At 57.5% G+C, this 14,081-nt stretch carries 14 protein-coding genes; 5 read left to right on the forward strand and 9 right to left on the reverse strand.

What is annotated here, in order from left to right; genetic code table 11:
* Nucleotides 1-49 precede the first annotated feature (49 nt).
* The 9 genes from ODJ80_RS04350 to ODJ80_RS04395 form a co-directional block, all read right to left on the reverse strand.
* Entirely contained in the window at nt 50-1,699 is a 1,650-nt protein-coding gene (locus ODJ80_RS04350) for an Hsp70 family protein (RefSeq protein ID WP_263041077.1), read from the reverse strand.
* A complete protein-coding gene (gene grpE / locus ODJ80_RS04355) occupies nt 1,692-2,471 on the reverse strand; it encodes a nucleotide exchange factor GrpE (RefSeq protein ID WP_263041078.1) in 780 nt (259 codons plus the stop codon). The genes ODJ80_RS04350 and grpE overlap by 8 nt, the downstream gene beginning before the upstream one ends.
* 24 nt (nt 2,472-2,495) lie before the next feature.
* On the reverse strand, nt 2,496-3,974 hold the full coding sequence (locus ODJ80_RS04360; RefSeq protein ID WP_263041079.1) for a TRAFAC clade GTPase domain-containing protein: 1,479 nt from the start codon (nt 3,972-3,974) through the stop codon (nt 2,496-2,498).
* A gap of 81 nt (nt 3,975-4,055) precedes the next feature.
* Complete coding sequence (locus ODJ80_RS04365; RefSeq protein WP_178862792.1) at nt 4,056-4,259, reverse strand: hypothetical protein; 204 nt, start codon at nt 4,257-4,259, stop codon at nt 4,056-4,058.
* A gap of 71 nt (nt 4,260-4,330) precedes the next feature.
* Nucleotides 4,331-4,963: a Crp/Fnr family transcriptional regulator gene (locus ODJ80_RS04370; protein ID WP_178862790.1), complete on the reverse strand. Its 633-nt coding sequence runs from the start codon at nt 4,961-4,963 to the stop codon at nt 4,331-4,333.
* A gap of 350 nt (nt 4,964-5,313) precedes the next feature.
* Nucleotides 5,314-6,486: an aminotransferase class I/II-fold pyridoxal phosphate-dependent enzyme gene (locus ODJ80_RS04375; RefSeq protein ID WP_263041080.1), complete on the reverse strand. Its 1,173-nt coding sequence runs from the start codon at nt 6,484-6,486 to the stop codon at nt 5,314-5,316.
* Nucleotides 6,487-6,711: 225 nt separating this feature from the next.
* Nucleotides 6,712-8,013 carry an MFS transporter gene (locus ODJ80_RS04380; RefSeq protein ID WP_263041081.1) on the reverse strand — a complete coding sequence of 434 codons (1,302 nt, stop codon included), beginning with the start codon at nt 8,011-8,013 and terminating at the stop codon, nt 6,712-6,714.
* Nucleotides 8,014-8,198: 185 nt separating this feature from the next.
* Nucleotides 8,199-9,404, reverse strand: a complete 1,206-nt coding sequence (locus tag ODJ80_RS14080) for a LuxR C-terminal-related transcriptional regulator (protein ID WP_317619861.1) — start codon at nt 9,402-9,404, stop codon at nt 8,199-8,201.
* Between the two features lie 172 nt (nt 9,405-9,576).
* On the reverse strand, nt 9,577-10,359 hold the full coding sequence (locus ODJ80_RS04395) for a MerR family transcriptional regulator (protein WP_263041082.1): 783 nt from the start codon (nt 10,357-10,359) through the stop codon (nt 9,577-9,579).
* A 214-nt stretch (nt 10,360-10,573) separates the two neighbouring features.
* On the opposite strand from ODJ80_RS04395, the gene ODJ80_RS04400 reads away from it, so the two are divergent.
* The 5 genes from ODJ80_RS04400 (at nt 10,574) to ODJ80_RS04420 (ending at nt 14,066) form a co-directional block, all read left to right on the forward strand.
* Nucleotides 10,574-10,753 (forward strand): hypothetical protein, encoded by a 180-nt coding sequence (locus ODJ80_RS04400; protein WP_263041083.1) that lies wholly within the window; start codon nt 10,574-10,576, stop codon nt 10,751-10,753.
* 1 nt (nt 10,754) lies between these two features.
* Nucleotides 10,755-11,417: a DUF4097 domain-containing protein gene (locus ODJ80_RS04405; RefSeq protein ID WP_263041084.1), complete on the forward strand. Its 663-nt coding sequence runs from the start codon at nt 10,755-10,757 to the stop codon at nt 11,415-11,417.
* Nucleotides 11,418-11,496: 79 nt separating this feature from the next.
* Nucleotides 11,497-12,174: a response regulator transcription factor gene (locus ODJ80_RS04410; RefSeq protein ID WP_263041085.1), complete on the forward strand. Its 678-nt coding sequence runs from the start codon at nt 11,497-11,499 to the stop codon at nt 12,172-12,174.
* An 82-nt stretch (nt 12,175-12,256) separates the two neighbouring features.
* Nucleotides 12,257-13,171 carry an ABC transporter ATP-binding protein gene (locus ODJ80_RS04415; protein WP_263041086.1) on the forward strand — a complete coding sequence of 305 codons (915 nt, stop codon included), beginning with the start codon at nt 12,257-12,259 and terminating at the stop codon, nt 13,169-13,171.
* The gene (locus tag ODJ80_RS04420) at nt 13,164-14,066 is read left to right on the forward strand and encodes an ABC transporter permease (RefSeq protein WP_263041087.1); all 903 of its coding nucleotides are present in this window, start codon (nt 13,164-13,166) and stop codon (nt 14,064-14,066) included. Before ODJ80_RS04415 ends, ODJ80_RS04420 begins: the two co-directional genes overlap by 8 nt.
* The last annotated feature ends 15 nt before the right edge of the window (nt 14,067-14,081 follow it).

The raw sequence follows: 14,081 nt of genomic DNA on the forward strand, positions 1-14,081 counted from the left end.
GCCATAAAAGCTGTCCTCTTATGACAGGCAAACGGTCCTTTCCGAAAGCTTATTCCACAGCAATGCCCTTTGACTTGGCCTTAGCCGCGGCAACCTCCTCCTTAGACATAATGGTGCCGGCGGTTGCCTGCATGGTGGCGTGGATCTCACGGTTTGTGGTCAAATCCCTTCCCGTCACCTCCAGAATTCCCTCTTTATTCAAGGTAAAGGTCACTTCAATTGGCGCGCCTGCAGGCAGGTTACCGGGCAGATCCAGGGTGGCGTTGCCCAAAATGAAATCGGTGTCCACATCGAAATACTCGTCGTGGAAATCGTTCTCAAACACCACCAGTTCCGCAGTCTCCTGGTTGGCATCCACCGTGCCAAACTGCCGGGTTACGCTGAGAGAGCCGCCGGGCATCAGTACATCCTTGATAATCATGTTACAGCACTTGTCCTCGCCATTGCGAACCACCTGGAGGGCGTAGCTCTTAGAAGTGACCACAGTGACCACCTCGTCCATCCGATGGCCCCGAAGGCCGGGAATTTCGTTGGTAGTGACAACGGCAGGCTCGCTGTATTTCTCGGCCTCCTCCCGGGTTTTCGTGTCAGTCATGTCCGCTTGCCCGGACTCAATCATCTCTTTCCACTGCTCCACCTTCACCTCGTAGGCTCCCAGAGCGTAGATGGCGGCACCCTTGGCCACAGCCTCATCCGGTTCCAAAATTTTGGGCTCCATGCCGTATTTCTCCGTCAAAATTTTAGTCACCTGGGGCATACGGGTAGAGCCGCCCACCAGCAGAATCTCGTCAATGGTGTAGCCCCTCTCGGCTGCCAAAGCAATGGCCGCATCGGTTTTCTCAATGGACTCATTGAGAAGGGCCTCCGTAATTTCATCAAAAGTCTGCCGGGTGATCTCCACACGTGCCCGCAGGCCGGCGGCGTCCATCATCACCGGCACCTTCTCCCGGGTGCTCAGCTGCTGCTTGGCCTTTTCAGCCTTCAGCCGCAGGTCCTGCTGGGCGTACTCGTCAAAGTCCCCGTCAAAACCTGTTTCCGAGCAGAACTCAGAGGCAAGGTACTGCATCACGGCGTCATCCCAGTTTTTGCCGCCCAGCTCGTGGTTGCCGTCGGAGCAAACCATTTCGATCTTGCCGGGACTGACGTGCATAACCGTCACATCGAAGGTGCCGCCGCCCAGGTCATACACCAGCACGGTCTTCTCGCCCTGCTCCTTGGCACAGCCGTAATAGAGGGCCGCGGCGGTGGGCTCGCTGATGATCTCGATAACATTCAAGCCGGCAATCTCGCCAGCGTTTTTGGTGGCGGTTCGTTCAGCCGTGCCGAAGTAGGCCGGGCAGGTGATGACCACGTCCTTCACCTCGGCGTCAATCAGCTTAGAGGCATCCCCCGCAAGCTTGCGGAGAATGTAAGAGGAGGCCTCCTCAGGGCTGACGTCCTCCCCATTGTAGCTGATGGCAAAATTGCTTTTTCCCATCAGGGTTTTGACCAGAGAGACCGTGTTCTGGGGGTCGATGACAGCGTTCTCCTTGGCAACTTGGCCCACCACCACCTGGGTAGGGCTTGCAAAATTCACCACCGAGGGGGTAGTGTTGGTGCCCTCTTGGTTGTTGATAACCGTGGCCCGGCCGGTTTCATCCACATAGGCAATGCAGGAATAGGTGGTTCCCAAATCAATTCCAAAAACATATTTAGCCATTGTTCATTCCCTCACTTTTCTCGCTTTTCTCAGTCTCCTGAACAGGTTTCTCATAGGTGTAAACCGCCACTTTCTCAGGGGAAAGGGTTCGGCCGTTGTAACTGTACCCATCAGAAAGGGAGGCCGCCACTTTGCCATGGAGCTCCTCCTCTCCGGTAGGAACCTTCTTTACCACCCGCTGCCGCAGGGGGGCAAAGGGCTCCCCAGGGGCGGTGTCATAAACCTCCACTTCGTTGCGCTCCAAAATATCCTGCAAATCCAGGGCATACCCGGCAAAAATCTTGTTGGGGATATCCTGCTGGCCCGCGGGCCTTTCCAAATAGACAGCGGCCATGCGCCGGATGCTGTCCCGCACCTGGATGACATCCAGCAGGATGGGGCGCACCAGCTGGGCATAGAGCCCTTCCCGGTGCTTTTGCAGCTCGTGGTGCATTTGGTCCACAATCTTCTCCTCGTGATCCGTGTGAAGGATCCGGGACTGGAAGAGAGCCTGCAGCTCCTCCACCTTTTGAAGGAGTTGCTTCTGCGCTTCCAACACCTCCTGCAGGGAAGGGCCGGCTGGGCATTCCGGCGGGCAGGGAGGCTCTTCCGCGCCCTGCCCTTGGTCAAGGACAGCTTCTTCTGGGCAGGACTCTTCCTCTGGGGAAGCTGCCTCCTCTTCCGGTGCGTCTTCCTGCGCCAGGAGAGGGGGCTCCCCATCGGGCACTTCGTTTTTCGCGGCCTCCTCCAGGGGCAGGGAGGGTTGTTCCTGGAACAGGTCAAACTCTTTCATCTCTCTTACGACCTCCTTATCCTTTCAATATTGGGCAGGGCCGGCGCTTAGGGGCTTTTTGGGAAATACATGCTCGCCCCACAACTGGCCCAGCTTGGGGTCCGCGTTTTGAATCAGCCACTCCATGGGCGGGAGCACGCCCTCCGGCCGATAGGGGCCTTTTCCCCGGCTGTGGCCAATGGCGCTGCAGGCAAAAAAGCGGTTGTTTTTGAACTGCAGGGAAATATTGTTCAAAAAGCTCTCCATGCCATTTTCCCGCAGGAATTTGCGGCAAAGATAGTCCTGTGTGTTGAAGAAATCGGTAAACACCTGGGGCTGGGCTTTCATCAGTTTTTCCACCGCCCGCTGGCCCACGTCCTGGTCCAGCCCGGCGGAATCAATTTTGCTGATAACCACCGCAAGAGGCACTGTGGACATGCTGCTGTCAGAAAGCCCTGTGACCTCCCGCAGCTTATTGAGGAAGGAATCAATGACGTCGTTTAAATCAGCCCTGCCAATACCTGCTAGATCCTCTGGGGAAAGGAGCTCCTCATACTGGAAACGGACCTCCGGGATGGCAAAGGGGTCCAGGATAAAGACAATGCCCTGGCAGTATTCGTACTGCTGCTGCACCTCATTTTCATCGTTGTTCGTGAACACCTCTCCGGCGATATCATAGATGTGCACCAGCCGCTCGGGAGAGAGGCTGGCGTGCTTTACGAAAAAGCTGAAGGACACGGCGCTGGCCAGCTTCACATCTTGGGGGCGGTCTGTTATGCGGGTGTTCCCCGTTTGAAAATCCTGCACAATCTCCTGGTAGATTCTTTCTTTCCTGCCGTTATAAAACTCCGTCTCCAGCCCCTTCTGCGGGGCCACGGTTTCAAGGAACTCTTTGGAGAATGCGGTGATGAAGGCCGTCTTTCCCACCGAACGGCCTCCCACCACAGGGATGCAGAGTGGACGGCTTTCCCGGTCGGCAAGGCGGTGCCCACATCGAGGACACTCGGCCTCCAGATTTTTTCTCCCGTTAAAAAAGGTGGTGGGGAGCTTTTCCCCGCAGCTGCATGTGCGCCGCAGAATCCCATATACGCCAGGGGTCAAATTGGTGTGCTTTGCGCCGCACCTGGGGCACAGGTAGGTGGGGATCAGACTTTTCTTCTTACACTCATGGCAGGCGGTAAAAATCCGTTTATGTACCAGATAGAGGCGGTCCACCGCCCAAATTGCGGTAAAGCCCAGGTAGAGAACGGCCATAAAGACCACCAGCACCAGCACATTCACCAGGGTGATGGCCGCCGTAATCAAAGAGCCGCACACCACCACAGCCGCCATGGCCAGAATGTTGGCAATGGCTAAAAAGACCCGAGCCGTTACGCCCTTATCCCCTAAGCCATTCAAATGGTCCCGATACCGCTGGATCGAAGCGCCGTTTCGGGTCCAGGCGCCTTTGATGGTAGCTGCTATATCCTGATATCCTTTTTCAAAAAAATAACTTTTTCGCGCTGGCTGCGCCGCTGCCGCCATGGTTTTTCCCCCTTTTTTACAGGCAATAAAGAATATCGCCGTATCCCAAAGGGCTACGGCTGATATTCCGTCAGCTGGATATTACAGCTTCTTGGTGTTGCTGTCGATCATATTTTCTTTAAAGGACCTGCCGTAGTTGAGCACCGCTGTGCCGCCGCCCCACAGGATTCCCGCCCCGCCAGCCACCATGGCCAGAAGGGAGGCAATCATCACAATGCAGTAAACCACAACCACAATCAAAACGATCACGAAAATCACAGCGATGATACCGCCCCAATCATCCATAGCGCTCTCCTCCCTTCATCCGCCGCAGAAAAGCGCGGCGGGCCCAGTTCACTTCCCATTCAATCTTTCGGTCAAGGACATCTGCAAGACAGCTGCATGCCGGGCGCGCGCTCCTCTGGAGCTACCCCATCCATCTGGCGCTCTGCGCTGCGAATCCGCGAAAGGGTGACCGGGGTCATCCCCAAAAAGGACGCCACATAGTGATGGTTCACCATGTCTATCACCCCGGGATACTTCCCCAGAAACCACCGGTACCGGTCCTTTGCAGAATATTGGGAAAGGATCATCTTGCTCTCCCAGTGGCGGCGCAGGGCCCTGCTTAAAAACTGGACGTAGAACCGCATCACAGCGGGGTGGTCCAAAAAAGGCATCAAGCGCGCCAACGGCATGGAGACCATGACCGTCTCCCGAAGGGCTTCCATGCTGATGACAGAAACCTCATTGAGCTCAAAGCTGGTCATCAGAGGGATCCCCGGGGAAAACTCAAAGCAGTCTGTGATGTCTTTTCCGGTGCAATCAGGAAAAAAACCGCGAACCAGCCCATGGACCATAATGTCCAAATTGGGGTTTACCTGCCCCATGCGCTGGAACACCTCGTTTTTAGGAACCAACCGCACTTTACTGTTTTCCACCAGGCAGGACAACAGCCTTTCATCTCTTACATAAAAGTGTTCTTGATAAAACCCAAATAAATCCATCTCCATAAGGCTGTTCCCCCTAGCCAGATACAATTCCCCCAAAATTGGATAATATGGTCAAATTCTGTCCCATATTACGCCGCTACTATACCCAAAAATTATACATCCACTCCACGGAAAATTCATTAACAAAAGATAAGCATAGATAATCTTTTTGTAAAAAAAATCGACTTTATAGCGAAAAAGGATATTTTTGGTCTAAAAACTCGTTGCTGCCGCCGCGCCGCACCAACCTGAATTATTCCCCCAGAAGGCTGTTTTTCCCATCAAAAAAGCTCTGGTCCATTTGGGCCAGAGCCATGCGGTTTGATTGGATGGGTTCCTCACCAGGGAAAGCCCGCTGCAGGGAACAGCCTTTAAGCCAGCAGCCCGCTGGCCCCTATGTATTGGGCAATCCGGGCCAGCTCCTGGGGCGGGCGCACCAGGGCAAAGCGCACATACCCCTCTCCCAAAGAGCCAAAGGCGGCGCCCGGGGTACACACCACGCCGCAGGCGTCCACCAAAGCCTCGCAGAAGGCCGCAGAACGGCCTTCCCAGCGCTTTGGCAGCTTGGCAAAGACAAACATGGTGCCCTGGCTGTCCTCCACCGGCCACCCCGCCTCTCGCAGGCCATTGCACAGGGCGTCCCGGCGCTTGCGGTACTCCTGGCACTGGTCCAGCACGTATTGCCGCGGAACGCGGAGGGCTTCCACTGCCGCCAGCTGCAGGGGCAGGAAAATGCCAAAATCCAGCTGAGAGCGCAGCAGGCTCAAAGCGGACACCAGCTCCCGGTTTCCCACAAAAAAGGAAAGCCGGGCGCCCGTCAAGTTAAAGGACTTACTCAAAGAGAAGAACTCCGCGCCCACCTCTTTTGCCCCGGGGATGGACAGGAAAGAAAAGCCGCTGCCCTCTGTGAACACAATATCGGAATAGGCGTTGTCGTTGATAATGTAGAAATGATAGCGTTTGGCGTACGCAATCAGTTCCTCATAGAAGGAACGGGGGGCGATGGCGCCGGTAGGGTTGGAGGGATAGGAGGTGACGATGTACTTTGTCCGCCTCCAAGTCTCCGGAGGGATGGCCTCCAGCCGGGGAAGGAAATGGTTCTCCCGGGTCATGGGGTAGAATTGCAGGTCCGCCTCCCCAAGCCAGGCCCCCGCCTCAAAAACAGGATAACCAGGGTTGGGCAGCAGCACCACGTCGCCGGGATTGCACAGGGCCATGCCCAAATGCCCCATCCCCTCTTGGGTGCCGTGAACGGCCACCACCTCTGTGCTGCCGTCGATGGCGGTGCCATAGCGGCGGAGGTAGTACTCTGCCACAGCCTGCCGCAGTTCCGGGTAATCACGCAGGGTATAGCGGTAGTTCTCCGGCTTCAGCGCCGCCTGAGAGAGCACCTGCATCACCTGCTCCGGCGGATGGAAGTCCGGCGTGCCCACGGAAAGGTTGAACACCTCCCGCCCCTGCTGCTGATATGCCACCACCTTGCGTTCAATGGAGGAGAAGATCCCCTCCTCAAAATGATCCAGCCGTTTTGCCTGTACCGACATGCTTTCTGCCTCCTATACCGACATGCCGGGGTCCAGCGCTCCCTGGAACCCCGGCAGGATTCTGTCCTTTTCTCGGGACGCTTTCTTAGGAAAGTGTACCCAGTTTTTTCAGGGTTGTCAACCGCTTTCAATCGGATACCCCTCCCCCCTGCCCGGGGTGCACCAGCGCAAAAAAGAGGGCCGCCCTGAAAAGCGGCCCCTTTAGACAAGGTTTTCTGCAGCTGTTTACTCTTTCGTAGAAACCAGCGTTTTCCTTCCCGCCAGCAGGATCGCCTCTCCCACCAGGAACAGGATGGCCAAGCTGATGACGCCGATGGAGTCCCGCCCGGTGAACTGGGTGAACAGCCCCACCAGCAGGGGCCCCAGCACCGCAGCGAACTTGCCAAAGATATCGAAAAACCCGAAGTACTCGTTGGAGCGCTCCGCGGGGATGAGCTTGCCGAAATAGCTGCGGGACAGGGCCTGGATGCCCCCCTGCACTGTGCCCACCAAAAAGGCCATGCACCAGAACAGGACCTGAGACAGAGCCAGGGCGCTTTCACTGTCGGGGTTCTGCTCGATATTGAATCCCATGAAGAAGCCCACCACCGTGATGACAAAGTACACGCCCACAGCCCCCCGCAGCAGCTGGATGGCGCCCACCTTCCCTGCCAGCCTGCCGAAAAGGATGGAGAAGGGCATGGCCACAATCTGGGTGACCAGCAGGGCCAGGATCATGCTCACTGTGTCCAGGCCCAGCTTCGTGCCATACGAGGTGGATACGGAGATGATGGTGTTCACCCCGTCGATGTAGAAGAAGTAGGCCAACAGGAACAAGAACACCCCTTTATGGGTAAAAATGTCCTTGGCGGTGGCCCACAGGTTTCGGAAGGTAGATTGCACCAGGCCTTTTTTCGCCTCCACATAATGGACCTGATGCACGTTCTTTAAAAAGGGTATGGAGAACACCAGCCACCACACGCTGGTGAGCAGGATGACCAGCTTAAAGGCCACCGGATTCTCCATGCCCATGACAAACAGGATGACAATGGCCAAGATAAAGGGGATGGTGCTGCCGCCGATATAGCCCATGGCGTAGCCCCAGGCAGAGACCCGGTCCATGCGCTCCCGGGTGGTCACGTCGGTTAAAAAGGCGTCGTAAAACAGGCAGGAGCCGGAAAACCCAATGTGGCTGATGACATACCCCACCAGCAGGCCCCGGTAATCATCTGTCAGGGCGGAGAACAGGGTAAAGGCCACGCCCAACACCAGGCAGGCCACGAACAGCCGCTTCTTATGGCCCTTGTGGTCGGCCAGAGAGCCCAGCACCGGGGCCAGCACCGCGCAGAGGAAGGTGGCCGCCGAGGTGCCGTAGGACCACAGCACCAAGTTGTCCGCCCCAGCGGCGGCGCACACATTGCCAAAGTAGATGGGGAACAGCACCGCCATAATGTTGGTGGCGTACACCGAGTTGGCCCAGTCGTAGAGAATCCAGCTCTTTTCTGTTTTTGTAAATTTTTTCGCGTTTTCTGAAGAGCCTGTTGCCATGAGACTTCATCCTTCCAAACAAGATGGTTTATACATATCATGCCATAGCTCCGTAAAAAACACAAGAAATTTTTGTAAAAACCGCGCTGTGGGATGGGGAGGCTTTCCAAAAGCTGGGGGCGCTTGGCAGCTTGAAAACAGGAAATAAAACAGAGAATGCCCACGGCCTTTCCCGCGGGCATCCCCTATCGCAGCATGTACTTTTTCAAATCCTTCCGATTCTCCACATCCAGCTTCCGCATCGCCTCGGAGATATGGTTTTTCACCGTGTTGACTGAAATATGCAGGTGCTCCGCAATCTCCTGGTTTGTCCAGCCCCGTGCCGCCAACATGGCGATTGCGAACTCGGTGGTGGTCAGGTCATCCGCTACATCATGGCCTGTCTCCGGGTTGTGCACTTTGCGCCAGCCCGCGGAAAAGCGATAGGTAATCGCGATGATCCGCTTAAAATCCTCCGGCCATTTTGGCTTAATCACCGCCTCCAGCATGGCGCCCAAAAGCCCATGGTGCTCCCCAAAGCCCTCAATCAAGTCATCCGGCTGGGCAATCTTCCATGCCGCCAGCAGATGGGCCTGCGCCTGGTCCGGCTTTTTCAGGCTCATGTAGTCCATCACCGCAACCAAATGCAGGTAGATTGCGGGAATGGGGTAACTGGCCGCCCCCATGGCAAGGGTGGCCTCCACCATGCCGGCGCTGGGGCCGTACTCCTCCTTTAGGTAGAGGTAATGGGCCTGCACATACAGGGCAAAGGCCCTCAGCCCCGGGGGCAGCAGGGGAAGAAAGCTCTCCACGTCTGGCATGGTTTCCGGCAGCGGCAGATGGAGCAGCACCGCAGCGGCGGACGCCACAAAGGCCGAGGCTGCCCGGAACTGGGACAGCTGTTCCCCCGCGGCAGACAGAAAAGCCCTCAATTCTCCCAGGGCAAACCGGGCCCGCGAAATCTCCCCAAGGGACAAGCTGGCATAGGCATAGATCAAACAGGCGGAGAGGCGCGCTCCCATATCGGAGTGCGTCAGATAGGCCTCCGCCTCCTGTGCCGCTGCCCCAGCCTGTCCGCTGAAATAGTGGTACTCCGCCAACGCGATATCCCTTTGCGGGCCAGCGGGCATGGCCTCCACCGCCTCCAGGCAGTGTCCCGGCTGGAAAGGGGTGTTCATCAGGGGCATCAAACTTGCGTGGTCCAGCAGGCCGCCCATCAGGCTTGCTGCGCCGTCCGCCGGCTGGCCCTGGGTTTTGCGGGGGTCCTTGGGCTTCTCCGCATTGGCAGGAACAGCCCAGGACTTTCCAAATTTCTGTGCGCCCGGAATGCGCCCCTGCACACAGAACTGCTGCACCATACGGTCCGAGAGGTTCCACTTTTCGGCGGTTTCCTTCACGGTGAGGTATTCCATACCCTCATTCCTCCCTCTTTTTTCTAAATTATTATTATATGGATTCCGGCCCATTGCCGCAAGGGAAGATTATCACAAATCTTTTCCGTTTGGCCAAAACAGCCTTACACCGTCCGCTTTGGGGGACAAAGACCCCTCCACACGGAAGCCGGCCCTACCGCGTTGACCCATCCTATCCCCCAACATACACCTGCACCTCATAATTCCACTGCAAAATTCCTGAAACCACAATGAGCTGCACGGTAAAGGACGGCTCTTCTCCATACTCCTCCCGGGCCAGGCGCAGCAGCTCCTCCAAGGCTTTGCCCCTGGTTTCCTCGGTGCAGTGGGCGCACAGGTAACTCCCCTCTGGCAGCGTCTTGAGCCCCTCCAGTTCCGCATAGCGGGTGCACAGCGCAAACAGCCTGGCCCTTTCCCCCTCGGTGTAAATGCCGGCCAAGTCCTCAAAGGCAAACTTTTCCTTCCATCCCGCGGGGAGCTTCTCATAGAAATGCCCCAGGTAATTCCAAAGGTTTTCCAGGGTGGGCATTTCCAGGGTGTCCGAAAGCAGAATCACCCGCTGGGGGTACTCCTTAAGGAAGGCGCTGCGGGACTGGCGCTGCTGCTCCAAATTCCGCGCATAGTCCGCCTTGGCCAGCTGGATTTTCGCCTTGCTGAACTGCAGCGCGGCAATTTTCTCATCGGCCCTCTTCTCCGCCTGCTGGAAAAAGGCGATGATTTTCTCCAGGTCGTCGTACTCCAGCACCCGCTTGATCTCCTGCAGGGGCAGGTCCATCAGCTGCAGAGCCCGCACGGTGTTCAGGCGGACAATGTCCTGCTCCGTGTAATACCGGTAGCGGGTCCATTCGTCCTTTTTGCTGGGCTTCACCAAACCAATGCGGTCATAGTGGCGCAGGGTTTCGGCAGTGGTGTTGGCAGCCTTGGCAGCCTCTCCCACGGAAAAAAAGCGGTCCATCCATTATTCCCCCCTTGACCTTTGTGCTACACAAAGGTTTATACTTCATTTTAGCATCAGGCACCACAAAACGCAACGGCCAATTTTACGCCGCACAGGAGGATACGCTTGGGTTTTCCTGTACCAGCGGCCGGAACGCCACGCCGAAACCGCCACCCTCTGCCGCTTTATGGTGGACGGCCGGTTCCGGCAGGAGGGGCTGGAGGAAACAGCCTTGGAGCACATCCTGCGGGGGCTGAAAATCCAAGGGGTAAAGCAGGTGGAGGCCCTTTTGGAGCAGGAGGGCGGGCGCTCCCGGGCGCTGCTCCTGGCCTGCGGGTTCCGCCTGATGGAAGAAACCACACACACCACGCGCTATGTATGCCGCTTTGAAACACAGAATTGGAGGGAATAGTATGGTAAAGAAAATTGCATTTGCCCTGTGCCTGGGGCTGGGATGTCTCGTTCTGGCGGGCTGCTCCGGCAGCAGCGAGCCCTTTGAGGCCAAAACCTACACGCCGGAGGGGCAAGTTCAGGGCGTGCAGCTGGACGTGGAGGACCGGGAGGTGGAGGTGGCCCTCTCCCCCGATGGACAGGTGCACATTCAGTACAGGGAAAACAGCAAGGAGTTTTACGAGATTGCCCTCTCGGACGAAAAGGTGGTGACCATGACCAGCGCCGCCAACAAGGAGTGGACCGATTACATCGGGGTCAGCGCCGGCGGGGAGGACAGGAAAATCACGGTGCAGGTGCCCGACGGCCTCTTGGACAGCCTGGAGATTTCCACCACCAACGAGGATATCACCCTCCCAGAGCTGGCGGTGACGGGCAGCGTCTCCCTCTCCTCCAACGGCGGCAGCGTGCGCTTTGCCACTCTGTCCGTGGGAAGCAGCCTGCGCCTGCACGTCAAAAACGGGGACATCTCCGGCACAGTAGCGGGAAGCTATGACGATTATTCCATACAGTGCTCCGTCAAAAAAGGGGAGAGCACCCTTCCGGATTCCAAAACCGGTGGGGAAAAGACGCTGGAAGCCGCCTGCAACAACGGCAATGTGGAGATCGCCTTTGCGGGGGAGTAGCCCCTGCCCCCCACCCTTGACAACCGCTGCAAACTCCGCTAGGCTGTATACAGGCAAGCCGCGCAAAGGAGGAGTTGCTGTGAAAACCATCGCCATCATTGAGGACGACCAGACCATTGGGGATTTGCTGGAGGAGGTGCTGCAAAAGGAGGGCTTCCAGGTAAAGCGGGCCTACTCTGGGACAGAGGCGGTATACCTGCTCTCTCAGCAGCGGCCTGATCTGGCCCTGTTGGATTTGATGCTGCCCGGCCTCTCCGGGGAGGAGGTTCTGCCCCACCTTGCTGGGGTGCCGGTGATTGTGGTCAGCGCCAAGGTGGGGGTGGATGACAAGGTGAAGCTGCTGCTGGGCGGGGCGGCGGACTACCTGACCAAGCCCTTTGAGATTCCCGAGCTGCTGGCGCGCATCCAGGTGCAGCTGCGGAAGGGGAGCGCTCCCCTCTCCCCTGTGCTGCGGGCCGGGGACGTGGAGCTGGACACCATTAGCCGCCAAGTCACCGTGAGAGGCACACCCGTCCACCTGACCAAGACGGAGTACGCCATTTTGAAGCTGCTGCTCCAAAACCCAGGGCAGGCGGTGGCAAAGTCCGTGATTTTGGAGCGCATCAGCCTGGACACCCCGGACTGCACGGAATACTCCCTGAAGCAGCACGTGAGCAACCTGCGGAAAAAGCTCCGGGAGGCCGGGGGCAAGGAGTACATCCAGGCGGTGTGGGGCATTGGGTTCCGGCTAGACGGGGATGGCGCGGGAAAATCTTGACGGAATCTTTACCCTTTTCTTGACCGCTTTCTTGACGTTTCTCCGGTAGGATACTCCCATACCGAAAAGGAGGTATCTGAAAATGGAAGCTGTATTGCGAACCCAGGGCCTGTGCAAGCACTACCGGCGCTTTAAGGCCCTGGACGGGCTGGACATGGAGGTGCCCAGGGGCGCCATCTACGGCCTGGTGGGAAAAAACGGCGCAGGGAAAACCACCCTCATCCGGGTGGTGTGCGGCTTGCAGGCTCCCTCCGCCGGGAGCTACTCCCTGTATGGGGCAGGGCTGGGCGAGGCCAAACTGAACCGCGCCCGGCGGCGCATGGGCGCGGTGGTGGAGACTCCCTCCCTGTACCCGGACATGACGGCGGAGCAAAACCTGAAGCTGCAACACCGGGTGCTGGGGCTGCCGGATGACAAGGGCATCCCGGAGCTTTTGGAGCTGGCGGGCCTGGGGGACACGGGCAGGAAAAAGGCCGGGCACTTCTCTTTGGGGATGAAGCAGCGGCTGGGCATTGCCATCGCCCTGTGCGGGGACCCGGACTTTCTGGTGCTGGACGAGCCCATCAACGGCCTGGACCCCCAGGGCATTGTGGAGATGCGGGAGCTGATTTTAAAGCTGAACCGGGAGCGGCAAATCACCGTGCTGATCTCCTCCCACATTCTGGATGAGCTTTCCAAGCTGGCCACCCACTACGGGTTTATCGACGGCGGGCGGATGGTGAAGGAGGTCAGCGCCCAGGAACTGGAGGCCGCCTGCCGCAAGTGCGCCCGGGTAGAGGTGACCAGCGTCCCCGCCTTGTGCAGGGTGCTGGACGGCTGGCAGCTGGAATACAGCGTGGTGGACGGCGCCGCGGCGGATATCTACGGGGAGCTGAACATCACCGCCCTGGTGGACGCCCTGCGGCAAGAGGGCTGCAGCCTGCTTTCGGTGAAAGAGCGGGACGAGAGCCTGGAGAGCTACTATATCAATCTGGTGGGAGGTGAGCAGCATGAGTAACCTGCTTTCCGCCGGGATATACCGGCTGAAATACTCCAAACTGTTTTACATTCTTCTGGGGCTGCTTGTAGTGACGCTGACATTTTGTTATGTACAGGCCATTCCCCAAACGGTGTCGCTGGACGTCTCTCCCACGGAGGCGGTCACCCAAGAGGAGGGATACGTTACCGTGGAATATGAGGAACAGGCTTCTTTCTATCCTCTCAACTCCCTCTTTTTTCAATATGTGCTTTTCAATTTAATCTCTTGCGGCATATTTTGCCCCCTGTTTTTGAGTCACGAGTACAGCGACGGCGTTTTGCGCAACAAGCTGATTGTGGGGCGAAACAGAACCCAGATTTATCTGGGAAATTTGACAGTTAACGGGCTGTACGGCGCAGCGACGACGGTGGTAGGAATTTTGACCGGCCTTTGTGTGGGCATGCCGATGCTGAAGGGCTTTGGCGAAACAGAGCCTTCCACTTTGGTCATGTACGGGCTGTTCTCCCTGATAACCACCTGGGCCTGCGTATCCCTGTTCACGATGGTGGCAATGATTGTAGCAAACCGGGCGGTGGCCGCGGCCCTGTGCATTGTGCTTGCTTTTGGACTTTACTTTTTGGGCCAGTTTTTGACCATCGGACTGTCCCAGCCGGAGTTGCTCCAGGGAGGCCTGATTTGGGGGCCGGATGGAACCTTTCAAATGGCCGACCCCGCTCCCAATCCCAGCTATATCTCTGGGTTCAAGCGGCAGGTGTATCAGTTCCTGTACGAGCTGACCCCGGGCGGGCAGTGCTTCCAAATCGCCAATATGGGTGCGGAGACGCCCTGGCATCTGCCGGTGTACGCCGCCCTGTTCACTGCCCTGACCACCGCTGCCGGTCTTGCCATCTTCCAGCGGAAGGATGTAAAATAGGGCCATGGAATGGCT

It is taken from the genome of Acutalibacter sp. LFL-21 (assembly GCF_025630755.1).
Taxonomy (GTDB): Bacteria; Bacillota; Clostridia; order Oscillospirales; family Acutalibacteraceae; genus Acutalibacter; species Acutalibacter stercoravium.

Bases quoted from the DNA above. Each gene is read 5' to 3' on its own strand.
- ODJ80_RS04350 (WP_263041077.1), bottom strand. From the start codon at position 1,699: ATGGCTAAATATGTTTTTGGAATTGATTTGGGAACCACCTATTCCTGC.
- grpE (WP_263041078.1), bottom strand. From the start codon at position 2,471: ATGAAAGAGTTTGACCTGTTCCAGGAACAACCCTCCCTGCCCCTGGAG.
- ODJ80_RS04360 (WP_263041079.1), bottom strand. From the start codon at position 3,974: ATGGCGGCAGCGGCGCAGCCAGCGCGAAAAAGTTATTTTTTTGAAAAA.
- ODJ80_RS04365 (WP_178862792.1), bottom strand. From the start codon at position 4,259: ATGGATGATTGGGGCGGTATCATCGCTGTGATTTTCGTGATCGTTTTG.
- ODJ80_RS04370 (WP_178862790.1), bottom strand. From the start codon at position 4,963: ATGGAGATGGATTTATTTGGGTTTTATCAAGAACACTTTTATGTAAGA.
- ODJ80_RS04375 (WP_263041080.1), bottom strand. From the start codon at position 6,486: ATGTCGGTACAGGCAAAACGGCTGGATCATTTTGAGGAGGGGATCTTC.
- ODJ80_RS04380 (WP_263041081.1), bottom strand. From the start codon at position 8,013: ATGGCAACAGGCTCTTCAGAAAACGCGAAAAAATTTACAAAAACAGAA.
- ODJ80_RS14080 (WP_317619861.1), bottom strand. From the start codon at position 9,404: ATGGAATACCTCACCGTGAAGGAAACCGCCGAAAAGTGGAACCTCTCG.
- ODJ80_RS04395 (WP_263041082.1), bottom strand. From the start codon at position 10,359: ATGGACCGCTTTTTTTCCGTGGGAGAGGCTGCCAAGGCTGCCAACACC.
- ODJ80_RS04405 (WP_263041084.1), top strand. From the start codon at position 10,755: ATGGTAAAGAAAATTGCATTTGCCCTGTGCCTGGGGCTGGGATGTCTC.
- ODJ80_RS04415 (WP_263041086.1), top strand. From the start codon at position 12,257: ATGGAAGCTGTATTGCGAACCCAGGGCCTGTGCAAGCACTACCGGCGC.
- ODJ80_RS04420 (WP_263041087.1), top strand. From the start codon at position 13,164: ATGAGTAACCTGCTTTCCGCCGGGATATACCGGCTGAAATACTCCAAA.